A 16,681-nucleotide genomic window follows, 5' to 3' on the forward strand; every position below is an offset into this window, starting at 1 on the left:
ATAGGTTCGAGGTGGAAGCATGGTGACATGTGGAGCTGACGAATACTAATAGATCGAGGACTTAACCATATAATATGTAGCAAATGTTATCTAGTTTTGAAGGAATATATGCCTTCATAGTTTGGTGATGATGGCAGAGAGGTCACACCCGTTCCCATACCGAACACGGAAGTTAAGCTCTCTAGCGCCGATGGTAGTTGGGACCTTGTCCCTGTGAGAGTAGGACGTCGCCAAGCAAAAACCTAAGTCGATTCGACTTAGGTTTTTTTGTGTTTATTTTTACTTATTAAATGTCATAATCCATACATTTAATAATCGTAAAGAGGAAAAAAGAGTAAAAATGAGGCTATTCAAAGTAATAGTAATGATTTTTTGTTTTCTAGGTTTTCCGATTGCTCCTAAAATAATGCCTATGTTAGGAAACGTTATTTCTACCATAAGTATATATTTTAAATAATGAGAAAAAAAGTAGGATGATAGAAATAAGTATTCAATCATTATAGCAATGACTACGATACAAAGGAATAAATATGAAAAGAGTGTAGTTGTTTTTTCATTATTGTCCTTCGTATAAATCAAATAAATATAAACGATATGCTTTATCCCGCTATTTGCCGGACAGTAAGACCCTCACCTCAAAATTTAGCGACAGCAAAGAAGTTAGGTAGGGTTCAGGCTGTCCGTAAAAGCTCGATTGGTGTGAGCTAATAATCAGTGGGGTTGATAGATCTCTAGAAATATATATTCTAATTTCTTATCCTTCTTGCATATAGTTACAATTATTCTTTTGAATATAACTAAAACACGAACGTTATGAGTGACTAATAAAAAAACATTCGATTATTTATTGACATTGTTTATGAAATATTGTTAATATAGCCATAGAAAGAATAATATATAAGACCTCATATAATCGCGGGGATATGGCCTGCAAGTCTCTACCTAACGACCGTTATTCGTTAGACTATGAGGGAAAGTCACTCGGTATTTTTCTATTCACAAGGGATACGTATGCCTGAGTAGAGCACTTTCTCTCATAGTAAAAGAGAAACTGTTCTATTTCAGGCTTTTTTTATTTGAATCGGGGGGATTCTAATATGAAATCACTAGTTGGAGTCATAATGGGAAGCACGTCAGACTGGGAAACAATGAAATATGCTTGTGACATTTTAGATGAATTAAATATACCGTATGAGAAAAAAGTTGTATCCGCTCATCGGACTCCGGATTATATGTTTGAATATGCAGAGACGGCTCGTGAACGTGGATTGAAAGTTATTATTGCTGGAGCTGGTGGAGCAGCGCATTTACCAGGAATGGTTGCTGCGAAGACGAATCTTCCTGTGATCGGAGTTCCAGTTCAATCAAAAGCGTTAAACGGCTTAGATTCATTATTATCTATCGTCCAAATGCCAGGAGGGGTTCCAGTTGCAACTGTTGCAATTGGTAAGGCTGGTTCAACAAATGCTGGTTTACTTGCTGCACAAATACTTGGATCATTCCATGATGACATACATGATGCATTAGAATTGAGAAGAGAAGCAATTGAAAAAGATGTGCGCGAAGGTAGTGAGCTAGTATGACGAGAATCATTTTACCTGGAAAAACAATCGGTATTATTGGAGGCGGCCAGCTAGGAAGAATGATGGCATTGGCAGCTAAGGAGATGGGATATAAAATTGCTGTTTTAGATCCTACAAAACATTCACCATGTGCACAAGTTGCTGATATTGAAATTGTTGCATCATATGACGATTTAAAAGCAATTCAGCATTTAGCAGAGATCAGTGATGTTGTCACATATGAATTTGAGAATATTGATTATAGATGTTTACAATGGCTTGAAAAACATGCTTACTTACCGCAAGGCAGTCAGTTGTTAAGTAAAACGCAAAATCGTTTTACCGAAAAGAATGCAATTGAAAACGCGGGACTACCAGTAGCAACGTATAGATTGGTCCAAACTCAAGAGCAGCTTACTGAAGCAATCACCGAGTTATCATATCCTTCCGTCTTAAAAACAACGACAGGTGGATATGACGGGAAAGGGCAAGTTGTTTTAAGAAGTGAAGCTGACGTTGATAAAGCACGAAAGCTTGCGAATGCAGCAGAATGTATTTTAGAGAAATGGGTGCCTTTTGAAAAAGAAGTATCAGTTATTGTAATTCGTAGTGTAAGTGGTGAAACGAAAGTATTTCCGGTAGCAGAAAATATTCATGTAAATAACATTTTGCATGAATCTATCGTTCCAGCTCGCATTACAGAAGAACTTTCTCAAAAAGCAATTGCTTATGCAAGGGTGCTTGCGGATGAACTAGAACTTGTGGGAACACTAGCGGTAGAGATGTTTGCTACAGCTGATGGTGAGATTTATATTAATGAATTAGCACCAAGACCTCACAATTCAGGACACTATACACAGGATGCATGTGAAACGAGTCAATTTGGTCAACATATTCGAGCGATCTGTAATTTACCTCTTGGAGAAACAAATTTGTTAAAACCAGTTGTCATGGTAAACATTTTAGGCGAACATATAGAAGGGGTCCTAAGACAAGTGAATAGATTAACCGGGTGCTATTTACACTTGTATGGAAAAGAAGAAGCAAAAGCGCAGCGGAAAATGGGGCATGTTAATATTTTAAATGATAATATTGAAGTCGCTCTAGAAAAAGCGAAGAGTTTGCATATTTGGGACCATCAAGAACAACTGTTGGAGGGAAAAAGATGATTAGTCGTTATACACGCCCAGAAATGGGTGCAATTTGGACGGAAGAGAACAAATTTAAAGCGTGGTTAGAGGTTGAGATTTTAGCTTGTGAAGCATGGGCTGAGCTTGGCGATATTCCAAAAGAAGATGTTAAAAAAATTCGTGAGCATGCATCATTTGATATTGATCGTATTTATGAAATTGAAAAAGAGACACGTCATGACGTAGTTGCATTTACTCGTGCTGTATCAGAAACACCAGCATTAGGTGAAGAACGTAAATGGGTTCATTACGGTTTAACATCTACAGACGTAGTAGATACAGCGTTATCTTACATCTTAAAACAAGCGAATGAAATCATATTAAAAGACTTAGAAAACTTTGTAAGCATTTTAGCTAACAAAGCGAAAGAGCATAAATACACGATCATGATGGGAAGAACACATGGTGTTCATGCAGAACCAACAACATTTGGTTTAAAACTTGGTCTTTGGTATGAAGAAATGAAACGTAACGTAGAGCGTTTCAAACAAGCTGCAGATACTGTTCGCGTTGGTAAACTATCTGGTGCGGTTGGTACATACGCGAATATTGATCCATTCGTAGAAAAATTTGTTTGCGAAAACTTAGGATTAGAAGCAGCGCCAATTTCAACACAAACATTGCAACGTGATCGCCATGCTCATTACATGTCAACACTTGCATTAATCGCAACATCTATCGAAAAGATGGCAGTTGAGATTCGTGGTTTACAAAAGAGTGAAACACGCGAAGTGGAAGAAGCTTTCGCAAAAGGTCAAAAAGGTTCTTCTGCAATGCCACATAAACGTAATCCAATTGGATCTGAAAATATGACTGGTTTAGCTCGTGTTATCCGCGGTTATATGATGACAGCTTATGAGAATGTTCCATTATGGCATGAGCGTGATATTTCGCACTCTTCGGCAGAACGCGTAATTTTACCAGATGCTACAATCGCGTTAAATTACATGTTAAATCGCTTTGGTAATATCGTTAAAAACTTAACTGTATACCCAGAGAATATGAAACGCAATATGACAAGAACATACGGCTTAATTTATTCTCAACGAGTAATGCTTACGTTAATCGACAAAGGTATGGTACGTGAAGAAGCTTACGATATCGTACAGCCTAAAGCGATGGAAGCTTGGGAAACACAAGTACAATTTAAAGAACTTGTAGAAGCTGATGAGCGTATCACAAGCAAATTAACACAAGAAGAAATTAATGAATGCTTCAACTATGAGCATCATATGCAACACGTTGATACAATCTTTGAACGCCTTGGATTAAACGAAGCGTAAAATTTCATATGGCACAGAATAGAGTCATTCTGTGCCATTCTTTATAAAAACATTATTCACATTTTTCAAACTACAGGGGGCTTGCGAAATGCAAAAGCTAGAATTGCTGTATGAAGGTAAGGCAAAAAGAATTTATCGTACAGAATCAGCAGATATGGTTTGGGTAGAGTACAAAGATAGTGCGACTGCTTTCAATGGGGAGAAAAAAGAGACGATTACAGGAAAAGGTCGTTTGAACAATGAGATTACAACTTTATTGTTCAGAAAGTTACAAGAAGTAGGAATTAAAACACACTTTGTTGAGAAGTTATCTGATACAGAACAACTTGTTAAAAAAGTGAGTATTATTCCTTTAGAAGTTGTCACTAGAAATGTAATTGCAGGAAGTCTTTCAAAACGATTAGGAATGGAAGAGGGAACTGTACTTGCAGAACCAATCGTAGAATTTTACTTCAAAGATGATGATTTAGGAGATCCGCTTGTAACGGAAGATCATATTCGTGTATTAAACGTTGCATCGCCAGAGCAAGTAAGCGTATTACGAGATATGGCTCTACAAATCAATCAAGTGTTGATTGATCATTTCGCAAGCTGTCGTGTAAGGTTAGTAGATTTTAAATTAGAGTTTGGTGTAACCGATGAAGGAGAAATCATTTTAGCAGATGAAATTTCACCAGATACTTGCCGTTTATGGGATGAAACGAGCAATGAAAAGTTTGATAAAGACGTATTCCGTCGCGGTCTTGGAAATTTAACAGATGCTTATGAAGAGATTTTAAAACGTTTAGGGGGAATTTCACATGTATAAAGTTAAGGTATATGTAACATTAAGAGAAAGCGTATTAGATCCACAAGGAACAGCGGTAAAAGGCGCACTTCATAGTCTTTCATTTACAGAAGTACAAGACGTTCGAATCGGAAAGTACATGGAACTAACAATTGATAAATCAGTATCTGATCTTGATACAAAGGTAAAGGAAATGTGTGAAAAACTATTAGCAAACGTTGTAATGGAAGACTTCCGTTATGAAGTTGAGGAGGTTGTCGCACAGTGAAATTTGCAGTAATAGTATTTCCGGGTTCGAACTGTGATGTCGATATGTTCCATGCAATTAAAGATGAGCTTGGCGAAGAAGTAGATTACGTTTGGCACGATACAGAGAATTTAGATGAATATGATGCAATTTTACTACCAGGTGGATTCTCTTACGGTGACTACTTACGCTGCGGTGCTATTTCTCGCTTTGCGAATGCAATGAAAGCAGTGCAAAAAGCTGCTGAACAAGGAAAGCCGATTTTAGGCGTATGTAATGGATTCCAGATTCTTGTTGAATCAGGATTACTACCAGGAGCATTAATGAGAAACGAAAACTTAAAATTTATGTGCCGCACTGTTCAGTTGCGTGTTGAAAATAATGAAACGATGTTTACATCACAATATGAAAAAGATGAAGTAATCAACATTCCAATCGCACATGGTGAGGGGAATTACTATTGTGATGAAGAAACTCTTAAAAGATTAGAAGAGAATAATCAGATTGCATTCCGTTACGTAGAAAATCCGAACGGTAGCGTATCAGATATTGCTGGTATCGTAAATGAAAAAGGAAACGTACTTGGTATGATGCCGCACCCAGAGCGTGCTGTAGATGAATTACTTGGCGGTGCTGAAGGGTTAAAAGTCTTTCAATCTATCTTAAAACAGTGGAGGGAAACATATGTCGTTAATGCTTGAACCAAATCCAACACAAATTAAAGAAGAGCGTATATATGCGGAAATGGGGCTAACAGACGAAGAGTTTGCCATGGTTGAAAAGATTTTAGGTCGTCTGCCAAATTATACAGAAACAGGATTATTCTCTGTTATGTGGTCTGAACATTGTAGTTATAAAAATTCAAAACCAGTGCTTCGAAAATTCCCAACAACAGGTGAGCGTGTTCTGCAAGGGCCTGGGGAAGGTGCTGGAATTGTAGACATCGGTGATAATCAAGCGGTTGTATTTAAAATGGAAAGCCATAACCATCCTTCAGCTATTGAACCATATCAAGGAGCAGCAACAGGCGTGGGTGGTATTATCCGTGACGTATTCTCTATGGGAGCGCGTCCAGTAGCTCTATTAAACTCACTTCGATTTGGGGAGTTACAATCACCACGTGTGAAATATTTATTCGAAGAAGTAGTAGCAGGGATTGCAGGATACGGTAACTGTATCGGTATTCCGACTGTTGGCGGCGAAGTACAATTTGATCCATGTTATGAAGGAAATCCACTTGTAAATGCAATGTGTGTAGGCTTAATTAACCACGAAGACATTAAAAAAGGGCAGGCACACGGAGCTGGAAATACGGTAATGTACGTAGGAGCATCTACTGGTCGTGACGGTATTCACGGTGCAACATTTGCATCTGAAGAACTATCTGAAAGCTCGGAAGCGAAGCGTCCAGCAGTTCAAGTAGGGGATCCATTTATGGAGAAACTTCTTATTGAAGCTTGCTTAGAACTTATTCAGTCGGACGCACTTGTTGGAATTCAAGATATGGGAGCTGCCGGTTTAACTTCATCTTCTGCAGAAATGGCGAGTAAAGCAGGTATGGGTATTGAAATGTACTTAGATGATGTACCACAGCGTGAAACAGGAATGACTCCATATGAAATGATGCTATCTGAATCACAAGAGCGTATGCTAATCGTTGTGAAAAAAGGTAGAGAACAAGAAATAGTAGATTTATTTGAGAAGTATGGCCTTGCAGCAGTTACGATGGGGAAAGTAACAGAAGATAAAATGCTTCGTTTATTCCATAAAGGTGAAAAGGTAGCGGAAGTGCCAGCAGATGCTTTAGCAGAAGAAGCACCAATTTATTATAAGCCATCAAAAGAAGCGGCATACTTTGCTGAATTCCAAGCAATGAAAATGGAAACGCCAAAAGTAGAAGATTATAAAGAAACGTTATTTGCTTTATTACAGCAACCAACCATTGCAAGTAAAGAGTGGGTTTATGATCAATATGATTATCAAGTACGCACAAGCACAGTTGTTGCACCAGGTTCAGATGCAGCAGTTGTACGTGTACGCGGTACAGAAAAAGGATTAGCGATGACGACAGATTGTAACTCTCGCTATATTTACTTAGATCCAGAAATGGGCGGTAAAATTGCAGTAGCAGAGGCAGCTCGTAATATCGTATGTTCTGGCGGAGAGCCACTTGCAATTACAGATTGCTTAAACTTTGGTAACCCAGAAAAACCAGAGATCTTCTGGCAAATTGAGAAATCAGTAGATGGTATGAGTGAAGCTTGTCGTACATTACAAACGCCAGTTATCGGCGGAAACGTATCGATGTATAACGAGCGTAGTGGGGAAGCGGTATATCCAACACCGACTGTTGGGATGGTCGGTCTTGTACATGACTTAAAACACGTAACAACACAAGAGTTTAAGCAAGCTGGTGATTTAGTTTATGTAATCGGTGAGACGAAAGCTGAGTTTGGTGGAAGTGAATTACAGAAAATGATTCACGGCAAAATTTTCGGTCAATCACCAAGCATCGATTTAGATGTAGAATTAAAACGCCAAAAACAAGTATTAGAAGCAATTCAAGCTGGCCTTATTCAATCAGCACATGATGTTGCTGAAGGTGGTTTAGCAGTTGCAATTTCTGAAAGTGCAATTGGTGCTAACGGCTTAGGTGCTACTGTGAAATTAGTTGGAGAAGCAACAGCTGCATTATTTGCTGAATCACAATCTCGCTTCGTTTTAACTGTAAAACGTGAAAATAAAGAAGCATTCGAGAAAGCGGTAGAAGCAATTCAAGTTGGAGAAGTGACAAATACAAATGAAGTAACAATTCATAATGAAGAGAATGAAGTATTGCTTACAGCAAATGTAGATGAAATGAGAAAGGCTTGGAAAGGGGCAATCCCATGCTTGCTGAAATAAAGGGGTTAAATGAAGAATGTGGCGTCTTTGGAATTTGGGGGCATGAAAATGCGGCACAAGTTTCATACTACGGATTGCACAGTTTACAGCACCGTGGGCAAGAAGGCGCAGGCATTGTCGTAAATAATGGGGAAAAAATCGTCGGTCACAAGGGGTTAGGTTTAATATCGGAAGTGTTTTCAAGAGGTGAGCTAGAAGGATTGAACGGAAAATCAGCAATCGGACACGTACGATACGCGACGGCTGGTGGAAGTGAAGTAGCTAACGTTCAACCATTATTATTCCGTTTTTCTGATCATAGTATGGCATTAGCTCATAACGGAAATTTAATTAATGCAAAAATGCTTCGCCGCGAATTAGAGGCAGAGGGAAGTATTTTTCAAACGAGTTCAGATACAGAAGTACTTTTACATCTTATTAAGCGTAGTACGAAAGATTCTTTAATTGAAAGTGTAAAAGAGGCACTAAATAAAGTGAAAGGTGCGTTTGCATACCTTTTACTAACTGGAAATGAAATGATTGTTGCGCTAGATCCAAATGGGTTCCGTCCTCTTTCAATTGGAAAGATGGGTGATGCTTACGTTGTAGCATCAGAAACATGTGCTTTCGATGTAGTAGGTGCAACATACATTCGTGATGTAGAACCGGGTGAATTACTTATCATCAATGATGAAGGAATTCACGTAGATCGTTTTACAAATGAAGTAGATCATGCAATTTGTAGTATGGAGTACATTTACTTTGCACGTCCGGATTCTAATATTGCAGGTATTAACGTCCATGCAGCACGTAAAAACATGGGGAAACGTTTGGCGGCAGAAGCTCCTATTGAAGCTGATGTTGTTACTGGTGTGCCAGACTCTAGTATTTCAGCAGCAATTGGTTATGCGGAGGCGACAGGTATTCCGTATGAGTTAGGACTAATTAAAAATCGTTACGTTGGACGTACGTTTATTCAACCTTCTCAAGAACTGCGAGAGCAAGGGGTTAAGATGAAACTTTCAGCAGTAAGAGGTGTAGTTGAAGGAAAACGAGTTGTTATGATTGACGATTCTATCGTAAGAGGAACAACAAGTAAACGAATTGTTCGTATGCTTCGCGAGGCTGGAGCGACAGAAGTCCACGTAAGAATTGCGTCACCACCTCTGAAATATCCATGCTTCTATGGCATTGATATTCAAACGAGAAAAGAATTAATTGCAGCAAATCATACAGTAGAAGAAATTCGTGAAATAATCGGTGCAGATTCATTAACATTTTTAAGCGAAGATGGATTAGTAGATGCAATTGGACGTCCATATGAAGGGAAATATGGCGGTCTATGTATGGCTTACTTCAATGGAGACTATCCAACAGCACTTTATGATTATGAGCAAGAGCTTTTAGAAAGTATGAAATAAGAAGAAAAAAGCTTCTACTTCTTTTGAGGTAGAAGCTAGCTTCTTTCTTAAAACGGCCAGCCCTAGATAGGGAGAAATTAAAAGACGAGGTGTAGATAACGATGGCGAATGCATATAAGCAAGCGGGAGTAGATATTGAAGCTGGATATGAAGCGGTATCTCGCATGAAAAAACACGTACAAACAACTATGAGAAAAGAAGTACTAGGCGGTTTAGGCGGTTTTGGAGGTATGTTTGATCTATCAAAATTTGCATTAGAAGAACCTGTATTAGTATCTGGAACAGATGGTGTGGGAACGAAATTGATGCTCGCTTTTATGGCAGATAAACATGACACAATTGGTATTGATGCAGTAGCAATGTGTGTAAATGATATTGTTGTCCAAGGAGCAGAGCCGCTTTTCTTCCTTGATTATATTGCTTGTGGTAAAGCTGAACCTAGTAAAATTGAAAACATCGTCAAAGGTATATCAGAGGGCTGTCGCCAAGCAGGTTGTGCATTAATTGGTGGAGAAACAGCTGAAATGCCAGGAATGTATTCTACAGAAGAGTATGATTTAGCTGGCTTTACAGTTGGAATTGTTGATAAAAAGAAAATTGTAACAGGTGAAAAGATTGAAGCTGGTCACGTATTAATCGGCTTAGCATCTAGTGGTATTCATAGTAACGGTTATTCTTTAGTAAGAAAAGTATTGCTAGAAGATGGAGAACTATCTTTAGATCGTATTTACGGACGCTTAGAACTACCTCTCGGTGAAGAATTATTAAAACCAACGAAAATTTATGTCAAACCTATTTTAGAACTATTGAAGAAATATGAAGTATACGGTATGGCGCATATTACAGGTGGCGGATTCATTGAGAATATTCCACGTATGTTACCAGAAGGAATCGGTGCAGAAATTGAATTAGGATCTTGGCAAATTCAACCGATCTTCAGTTTACTTCAAGAAGTGGGAAAACTAGAAGAGAAAGAAATGTTCAATATTTTTAACATGGGTATTGGTATGGTAGTAGCAGTGAAGGAAGAAGAAGCAAAAGATATTGTTCGTCTTCTTGAAGAGCAAGGGGAAACAGCTCGTATTATTGGACGTACTGTACAAGGGGCTGGCGTTACCTTTAACGGGGGCACAGAACTATGAGTAGATTAGCAGTTTTTGCTTCTGGAAGCGGATCTAACTTTCAATCTCTCGTTAATGCAGTAGAAGAGAAAAGATTGGATGCAGAAATTAGTTTATTAGTATGTGATAAACCAGAAGCACGTGCTGTTGGTCGGGCGCATTATCATCATATTCCATGCTTCGCCTTTTCAGCGAAAGCATATGAGTCAAAAGAAGTGTTTGAAACAGAGATATTAAAGAAGCTAGAAGAATATAAAATTGATTATGTTATTTTAGCTGGATATATGCGTTTAATTGGGCCAACGTTACTAGAAGCATACGGCGGGAAGATTATTAATATTCATCCATCACTACTACCGAGTTTTCCAGGTAAAGATGCTGTTGGTCAAGCGTTAGAAGCAGGTGTGAAAATAACTGGAGTAACAATTCATTATGTAGATGCAGGTATGGATACAGGACCAATTATTGCGCAAGAAGCAGTAGTTGTTTCTGAAGGGGATACGAGAGAAAGCTTACAAAAGAAAATTCAACAAGTTGAACATAAATTATACGTAAATACAGTGAATCAAATTGTTCAATCTGTGAAAGAACCAACTGTTAACTAACATACAACCAGGGGTGAAGGATCAATGAAAAAGCGTGCATTAGTAAGTGTTTCAGATAAAACAGGAGTAGTAGAATTTGTTAAAGGTTTACTAGAACAAGGGATCGAAGTTATATCAACAGGTGGTACGAAAAAATTACTAGAAGAAAATGGCTTACAAGTAATCGGTATTTCTGAAGTAACTGGGTTCCCAGAAATTATGGACGGTCGTGTGAAAACATTACATCCAAATATCCATGGTGGTCTATTAGCAGTTCGCGATAATGAAACACATGTAGCGCAAATGAATGAATTAGGTATTCAACCAATTGACTTTGTTGTTGTTAACTTATACCCATTTAAAGAAACAATCGCTAAGCCTGATGTAACATTTGCTGATGCAATTGAAAATATTGATATCGGTGGCCCGACAATGATTCGCTCTGCAGCGAAAAATCATAAGTTTGTGTCTGTAATTGTAGATCCAGTAGATTATGATGTTGTATTAGTAGAACTGAAAGAGAACGGTGAAGTAACAGATGAAACGAAACGTAAATTAGCAGCGAAGGTATTCCGTCATACAGCAGCATATGATGCGCTAATTTCTAATTACTTAACAGAGCAAATGGGTGAAGAAAGTCCTGAAACATTAACTGTGACATTTGAGAAAAAACAAGACTTACGCTATGGAGAAAATCCACATCAAAAAGCGACTTTCTATAAAGCACCATTCGCAGCAACTTCTTCTGTTGCATATGCGGAACAATTACATGGTAAAGAATTATCTTATAACAATATCAATGATGCAGACGCAGCGCTTAGTATCGTAAAAGAATTTACAGAGCCAGCAGTAGTAGCGGTAAAACATATGAATCCATGTGGTGTTGGAGTAGGTACTGATATTCATGAAGCATATACACGCGCTTATGAAGCGGATCCAGTATCAATCTTTGGAGGAATTATTGCAGCGAATCGTGAAATCGACAAAGCTACAGCTGAAAAGTTACATGAAATTTTCTTAGAAATTATTATTGCACCTTCTTTCTCAAAAGAAGCTTTAGAAGTGTTGCAAGGTAAGAAAAACTTACGTTTACTAACTGTAAATATTGAAAAAGCGACAAGTGCAAGCAAAAAACTAACTTCTGTACAAGGTGGTCTTCTTGTTCAAGAGGAAGATACGTTATCATTAGATGAAAGTACAATTTCAATTCCGACGAAACGTGAACCGTCAGAGCAAGAGTGGAAAGATTTAAAACTAGCTTGGAAAGTTGTAAAACATGTGAAATCAAACGCAATTGTTTTAGCGAATGATAACATGACAGTTGGTGTAGGTGCAGGACAGATGAACCGCGTAGGTTCTGCAAAAATCGCAATTACACAAGCTGGCGAAAAAGCACAAGGTAGCGCACTTGCATCTGATGCTTTCTTCCCAATGCCAGATACAGTAGAAGAAGCAGCAAAAGCTGGTATTACAGCAATTATCCAACCAGGTGGATCAATTCGTGATGAGGATTCTATTAAAGTGGCAGATAAGTATGGGATTGCGATGGTGTTCACTGGCGTACGTCATTTCAAACATTAATAGAGTAATTTTAGAAGAAACAAACTAGGAGCATAGCTTCTAGTTTGTACTTATTTAAATATTGGGGGATGAAATATGAATGTTTTAGTAATCGGCCGCGGTGGGCGTGAGCATGCTTTAGCTTGGAAATTTGCACAGTCTGAAAAGGTAGAAAAAGTGTATGTAGCACCAGGTAATGAAGGTATGCGAGATGTTGCAACACCTGTTGATATTGATGAAAATGATTTTGATACATTGGTCTTATTTGCAAAAGAGAATAATGTTGAGTTAACTTTCGTTGGACCAGAAATTCCGCTTATGAATGGAATTGTTGATCGTTTTAAAGAAGAGGGACTTCGCGTATTTGGTCCGAATAAAGCGGCTGCTGTTATTGAAGGTAGTAAAGCTTTTACTAAAGAATTGATGAAAAAATATAATATTCCAACTGCGGCGTACGAAACTTTTACAGACTATGAAGAAGCAGTACAGTACATTGAAAAAGTTGGTGCACCAATTGTTATTAAGGCAGACGGCTTAGCGGCTGGTAAAGGTGTAACGGTAGCGATGACGCTTGAAGAAGCATTACAGGCTGTGAAAGAAATGCTACAAGATGTAAAGTTCGGTGAAGCAAGTAAGAAGGTCGTTATTGAAGAGTTTTTAGATGGACAAGAATTTTCATTAATGGCATTTGTGAATGGAACAACTGTGCATCCGATGGTAATTGCGCAAGATCATAAACGAGCTTTTGATGGTGATAAAGGTCCGAATACAGGCGGAATGGGTGCGTATTCCCCAGTACCACAAATTCCGGAATCAGCAGTTCAAGAGGCGATAAAAACGGTATTACATCCAACTGCTAAGGCGATGATTGCAGAAAACCGTTCGTTTACAGGTATTTTATACGCAGGTCTTATTTTAACAAATGATGGTCCAAAGGTAATTGAGTTTAATGCTCGCTTTGGTGATCCTGAAACGGAAGTTGTATTACCTCGCTTAGAAAATGATTTAGTTGATGTATGTAACGCTGTATTAGATGAGAGTGAACTAACGTTACAATGGTCAGAAGAAGCAGTTATTGGTGTTGTACTTGCTTCGAAAGGATACCCAGAAGCATATAAAAAAGGTGATATTATTAGCGGACTAGATGCATTGCAAGATGTGATTGTTTTCCATGCGGGTACAGCGATGAAGCATGGGGACTTTGTAACAAACGGTGGCCGTGTACTATTTGTTGCTTGTAAGGCGAATAGTTTACAAGAAGCGAAAGATAAGGTGTATAAAGAAATTGGTAAAATTGAGAGTGATGGTCTATTTTACCGAGGTGATATAGGGTATCGCGCCATTGGGCATGAGATGACGAGAAATTAATATGTGAAAAATCCCGCTGAGAAATCAGCGGGATTTTTATGCATCTTTATCCTTTTTCAATTTACCTTTTTGCTTTGCCATTTCTCGAAGTAAATACTCGATGTGTGCATTGACGCTACGAAACTCATCATTCGCCCATTTTTCGATGACTGCATGTAATTCAGGATCAATACGTAATGGAAAGCTTTTCTTTTTAGCCATAATGATTTAGAGCCTTTTAGTATAGGCTTCCTGTATTAATAACTGGTTGCGCACCTTTATCTGAAACGATGGCAACTAATAAGTTGTTCACCATACTCGCTTTACGCTCGTCATCGAGTTCCAGTACGCCTTCCTCATCTAACATATGGATTGAATCTTTCGCCATCTTCACAGCACCTTCAACAATTTCTTTTCTAGCAGCTAATACTGCTTTTGCTTGTTGACGTTGTAGCATTGCATGGGCAATTTCTGTTGCATAAGCTAAATGTGTTAAACGAGTTTCTAATACTTCTACGCCAGCGATTTCAAGGCGCGCCTCTAACTCGCGTTTTAATTCTTCGGAGATTTCTTCAGTATTTCCGCGTAACGTGATGCAAGTTTCATCTTGGAAATTGTCATAAGGATATTTTGTTGCGACGTGGCGGATTGCTGTTTCACTTTGAATTTCTACAAATCGATCGTAATGTTCAACACCGAACATTGCTTTTGCAGAATCCACAACTTTATATACGATGACGGCTGCAATTTCAATCGGATTTCCCTCAACATCGTTTACTTTTAATTTCTTACTATTAAAATTTTCAACACGTAACGATACAGTTTGACGGAATGCGAATGGAATCGTTAAAAATAAACCGTTTTGACGAATTGTTCCTAAATAATTACCGAAAAACGTAATGACTTTCGCTTGATTTGGTTGAACAATACCAATACCTGTAGCGATAACTACTGCTAAAAGAAGTGTGACTGCTGCTACTATGAAAATTTCTTGTACAAGGAAAAATACACCGATAGCGGCTAAAATTAAAATCCCGATAATACCGAGAAAACCATTTACATAAAAAACTTGTTTTTCTTTCATATGATCGCCTCCTGATATAAAAATGATATCACTTTTATATCATTTTAAGCAAGGGGTTTACACCTAATTTTCTGAATTTTATTGATTAGGTATCTCTTATGTACATTTTAAGATTAAAAACAAGAATGTACGTTCTGTTTTATGGTAAAATAAAGAAGACTTAACCGCCCACTGCAGCAGCTAAGTCCCTTTGAGAGCATCTTGCATCGTGACAAATGATTCAAAGCGGTTTTGCCAGGATTATATCTTCAATCGCTGACTCAATCTCTTTGTCAGAAGCGTCATAACTTCCATTTGACTTTGGTTTGTCGTGACTGGAAGTTTGATTCACTTCTTCTTTAGTATGTCCCTTTTCGGCAAAATTCATGCTAGGCATTTTAAATGCCCCCATATTCATGTATTTTCCGAATTTCCACATTTCAACAACAGGGCAGAAACGAACAATTCCCTCTGCAACTTTCATTGCACCAATCCATAGCAAGACGTTAGACCAAGTGCACCAAGGTTTGCGTACGAGTTTAGTTGCACTACAACCGAAGAGGACAAGTCCGAGTGTAATTCGAATTAGGGCATTTATTGTACCGATATTTTGCTTCATTAGAAAAACACTCCTTTTTATGAAAGTTGAAATAGATAATACTATTTCTTTTATTAGTATCCCGTTTGATTTTTGGGATATGTAATCCAACATTTGACGTGGAAAAAGATGTTGGAATGTGCGTGTGTGTAAGTAGCTTTTTTTGTTATAATGAAAGAATGCATAAAAGGAACTTCAAAATTAAATCCTCTCGTTTAAAAAATATGGAAGAGGTAATTCCAAACTTAATTCTCCGTCTTAAAACAATAATGATGAAAATAAACTGTTATTTTGAACAGAAATATATAACTCGAGAAAAGAAAGGGTGTTTTCATGTACGATATTTCCGGGTGGAAACATGTATTTAAGCTTGATCCAAATAAGGAGTTAAGTGATGAACATTTAGAGATGATTTGTGAGTCTGGAACAGATGCTGTTATTGTAGGCGGAAGTGATGGAGTGACAATTGATAATGTACTACACATGCTAGTTAGCATTCGTAGATATGCAGTTCCTTGTGTATTAGAGGTTTCTGATGTGGAAGCAATTACACCAGGATTTGATTTTTATTATATCCCAAGCGTTTTAAATAGCCGAAAGGTGGAATGGGTAACAGGTGTTCATCATGAGGCTTTGAAAGAATTTGGGGATATTATGGACTGGGACGAAATTTTCATGGAAGGATATTGTGTTTTAAATCCTGAAGCGAAAGTAGCCCAGCTTACAGATGCGAAATGTGATGTAACAGAGGATGATGTGATTGCATACGCGCGTTTAGCAGATAAGCTATTACGTTTACCGATATTTTATTTAGAATATAGCGGTACGTATGGCGACATTGAACTTGTTAAAAATGTAAAAGCAGAATTAAAACAAGCGAAGTTGTATTATGGCGGCGGTATTTCTAATGCAGAGCAAGCGAAAGAAATGGCGCAGTATGCTGATACAGTAGTTGTTGGAAATATTATTTATGATGATATAAAAGCAGCGTTAAAAACAGTTAAAGCAGTAAAAGGAGAGTAGGTGCAGGCGTAT

General features: G+C 38.0%; 17 protein-coding genes, 1 rRNA gene and 1 riboswitch. Of the genes, 14 read left to right on the top strand and 4 right to left on the bottom strand.

The window, feature by feature from the left end; all coding sequences use genetic code 11:
* Positions 1-120 precede the first annotated feature (120 nt).
* Positions 121-236, top strand: a 5S ribosomal RNA gene (gene rrf / locus V7S50_RS30485).
* Positions 237-279: 43 nt separating this feature from the next.
* Here the strand turns inward: rrf and V7S50_RS30490 are convergent.
* The gene (locus V7S50_RS30490; protein ID WP_242256154.1) at positions 280-498 is read right to left on the bottom strand and encodes a hypothetical protein; all 219 of its coding nucleotides are present in this window, start codon (positions 496-498) and stop codon (positions 280-282) included.
* A gap of 387 nt (positions 499-885) precedes the next feature.
* Positions 886-987, top strand: a riboswitch (purine riboswitch).
* A 110-nt stretch (positions 988-1,097) separates the two neighbouring features.
* Between V7S50_RS30490 and purE the strand changes: the two genes are divergently transcribed.
* The 12 genes from purE (at position 1,098) to purD (ending at position 14,006) form a co-directional block, all read left to right on the top strand.
* Positions 1,098-1,583 (top strand): 5-(carboxyamino)imidazole ribonucleotide mutase, encoded by a 486-nt coding sequence (purE, locus tag V7S50_RS30495; protein ID WP_000839367.1) that lies wholly within the window; start codon positions 1,098-1,100, stop codon positions 1,581-1,583.
* Positions 1,580-2,731, top strand: a complete 1,152-nt coding sequence (purK, locus tag V7S50_RS30500) for a 5-(carboxyamino)imidazole ribonucleotide synthase (RefSeq protein WP_063221556.1) — start codon at positions 1,580-1,582, stop codon at positions 2,729-2,731. Before purE ends, purK begins: the two co-directional genes overlap by 4 nt.
* Positions 2,728-4,035 (top strand): adenylosuccinate lyase, encoded by a 1,308-nt coding sequence (gene purB / locus V7S50_RS30505; protein WP_060629311.1) that lies wholly within the window; start codon positions 2,728-2,730, stop codon positions 4,033-4,035. The genes purK and purB overlap by 4 nt, the downstream gene beginning before the upstream one ends.
* An 88-nt stretch (positions 4,036-4,123) precedes the next feature.
* Positions 4,124-4,843: a phosphoribosylaminoimidazolesuccinocarboxamide synthase gene (purC, locus tag V7S50_RS30510; RefSeq protein ID WP_063221557.1), complete on the top strand. Its 720-nt coding sequence runs from the start codon at positions 4,124-4,126 to the stop codon at positions 4,841-4,843.
* A complete protein-coding gene (gene purS / locus V7S50_RS30515; protein WP_063221558.1) occupies positions 4,836-5,090 on the top strand; it encodes a phosphoribosylformylglycinamidine synthase subunit PurS in 255 nt (84 codons plus the stop codon). The genes purC and purS overlap by 8 nt, the downstream gene beginning before the upstream one ends.
* On the top strand, positions 5,087-5,770 hold the full coding sequence (gene purQ / locus V7S50_RS30520; protein ID WP_048375606.1) for a phosphoribosylformylglycinamidine synthase subunit PurQ: 684 nt from the start codon (positions 5,087-5,089) through the stop codon (positions 5,768-5,770). The genes purS and purQ overlap by 4 nt, the downstream gene beginning before the upstream one ends.
* Positions 5,754-7,973 (top strand): phosphoribosylformylglycinamidine synthase II, encoded by a 2,220-nt coding sequence (gene purL / locus V7S50_RS30525; RefSeq protein ID WP_242256149.1) that lies wholly within the window; start codon positions 5,754-5,756, stop codon positions 7,971-7,973. The genes purQ and purL overlap by 17 nt, the downstream gene beginning before the upstream one ends.
* Entirely contained in the window at positions 7,958-9,373 is a 1,416-nt protein-coding gene (gene purF / locus V7S50_RS30530) for an amidophosphoribosyltransferase (protein WP_000879028.1), read from the top strand. Before purL ends, purF begins: the two co-directional genes overlap by 16 nt.
* Before the next feature lie 101 nt (positions 9,374-9,474).
* The gene (gene purM, locus V7S50_RS30535) at positions 9,475-10,515 is read left to right on the top strand and encodes a phosphoribosylformylglycinamidine cyclo-ligase (RefSeq protein WP_063221560.1); all 1,041 of its coding nucleotides are present in this window, start codon (positions 9,475-9,477) and stop codon (positions 10,513-10,515) included.
* Complete coding sequence (gene purN / locus V7S50_RS30540; RefSeq protein ID WP_098557202.1) at positions 10,512-11,099, top strand: phosphoribosylglycinamide formyltransferase; 588 nt, start codon at positions 10,512-10,514, stop codon at positions 11,097-11,099. Before purM ends, purN begins: the two co-directional genes overlap by 4 nt.
* 24 nt (positions 11,100-11,123) lie before the next feature.
* Positions 11,124-12,659 carry a bifunctional phosphoribosylaminoimidazolecarboxamide formyltransferase/IMP cyclohydrolase gene (gene purH / locus V7S50_RS30545; RefSeq protein WP_242256147.1) on the top strand — a complete coding sequence of 512 codons (1,536 nt, stop codon included), beginning with the start codon at positions 11,124-11,126 and terminating at the stop codon, positions 12,657-12,659.
* 75 nt (positions 12,660-12,734) lie between these two features.
* Positions 12,735-14,006: a phosphoribosylamine--glycine ligase gene (purD, locus tag V7S50_RS30550; RefSeq protein ID WP_242256145.1), complete on the top strand. Its 1,272-nt coding sequence runs from the start codon at positions 12,735-12,737 to the stop codon at positions 14,004-14,006.
* 36 nt (positions 14,007-14,042) lie between these two features.
* Here purD and V7S50_RS30555 read toward each other — a convergent pair whose 3' ends face one another.
* The 3 genes from V7S50_RS30555 to V7S50_RS30565 all read right to left on the bottom strand — a co-directional run bounded on the left by V7S50_RS30555 (position 14,043) and on the right by V7S50_RS30565 (position 15,667).
* Positions 14,043-14,207, bottom strand: coding sequence for a toxin-antitoxin system HicB family antitoxin (locus tag V7S50_RS30555; protein ID WP_001085171.1), 165 nt, complete (start codon positions 14,205-14,207; stop codon positions 14,043-14,045).
* 16 nt (positions 14,208-14,223) lie between these two features.
* On the bottom strand, positions 14,224-15,069 hold the full coding sequence (locus V7S50_RS30560) for an SPFH domain-containing protein (protein ID WP_242256143.1): 846 nt from the start codon (positions 15,067-15,069) through the stop codon (positions 14,224-14,226).
* 220 nt (positions 15,070-15,289) lie between these two features.
* On the bottom strand, positions 15,290-15,667 hold the full coding sequence (locus V7S50_RS30565; RefSeq protein WP_063221565.1) for a YgaP family membrane protein: 378 nt from the start codon (positions 15,665-15,667) through the stop codon (positions 15,290-15,292).
* A 312-nt stretch (positions 15,668-15,979) separates the two neighbouring features.
* Between V7S50_RS30565 and V7S50_RS30570 the strand changes: the two genes are divergently transcribed.
* Positions 15,980-16,669 carry a heptaprenylglyceryl phosphate synthase gene (locus V7S50_RS30570; RefSeq protein WP_063221566.1) on the top strand — a complete coding sequence of 230 codons (690 nt, stop codon included), beginning with the start codon at positions 15,980-15,982 and terminating at the stop codon, positions 16,667-16,669.
* Positions 16,670-16,681: the final 12 nt, after the last annotated feature.

The organism is Bacillus sp. CCNWLW194 (assembly GCF_037120585.1).
Taxonomy (GTDB): domain Bacteria; phylum Bacillota; class Bacilli; order Bacillales; family Bacillaceae_G; genus Bacillus_A; species Bacillus_A basilensis.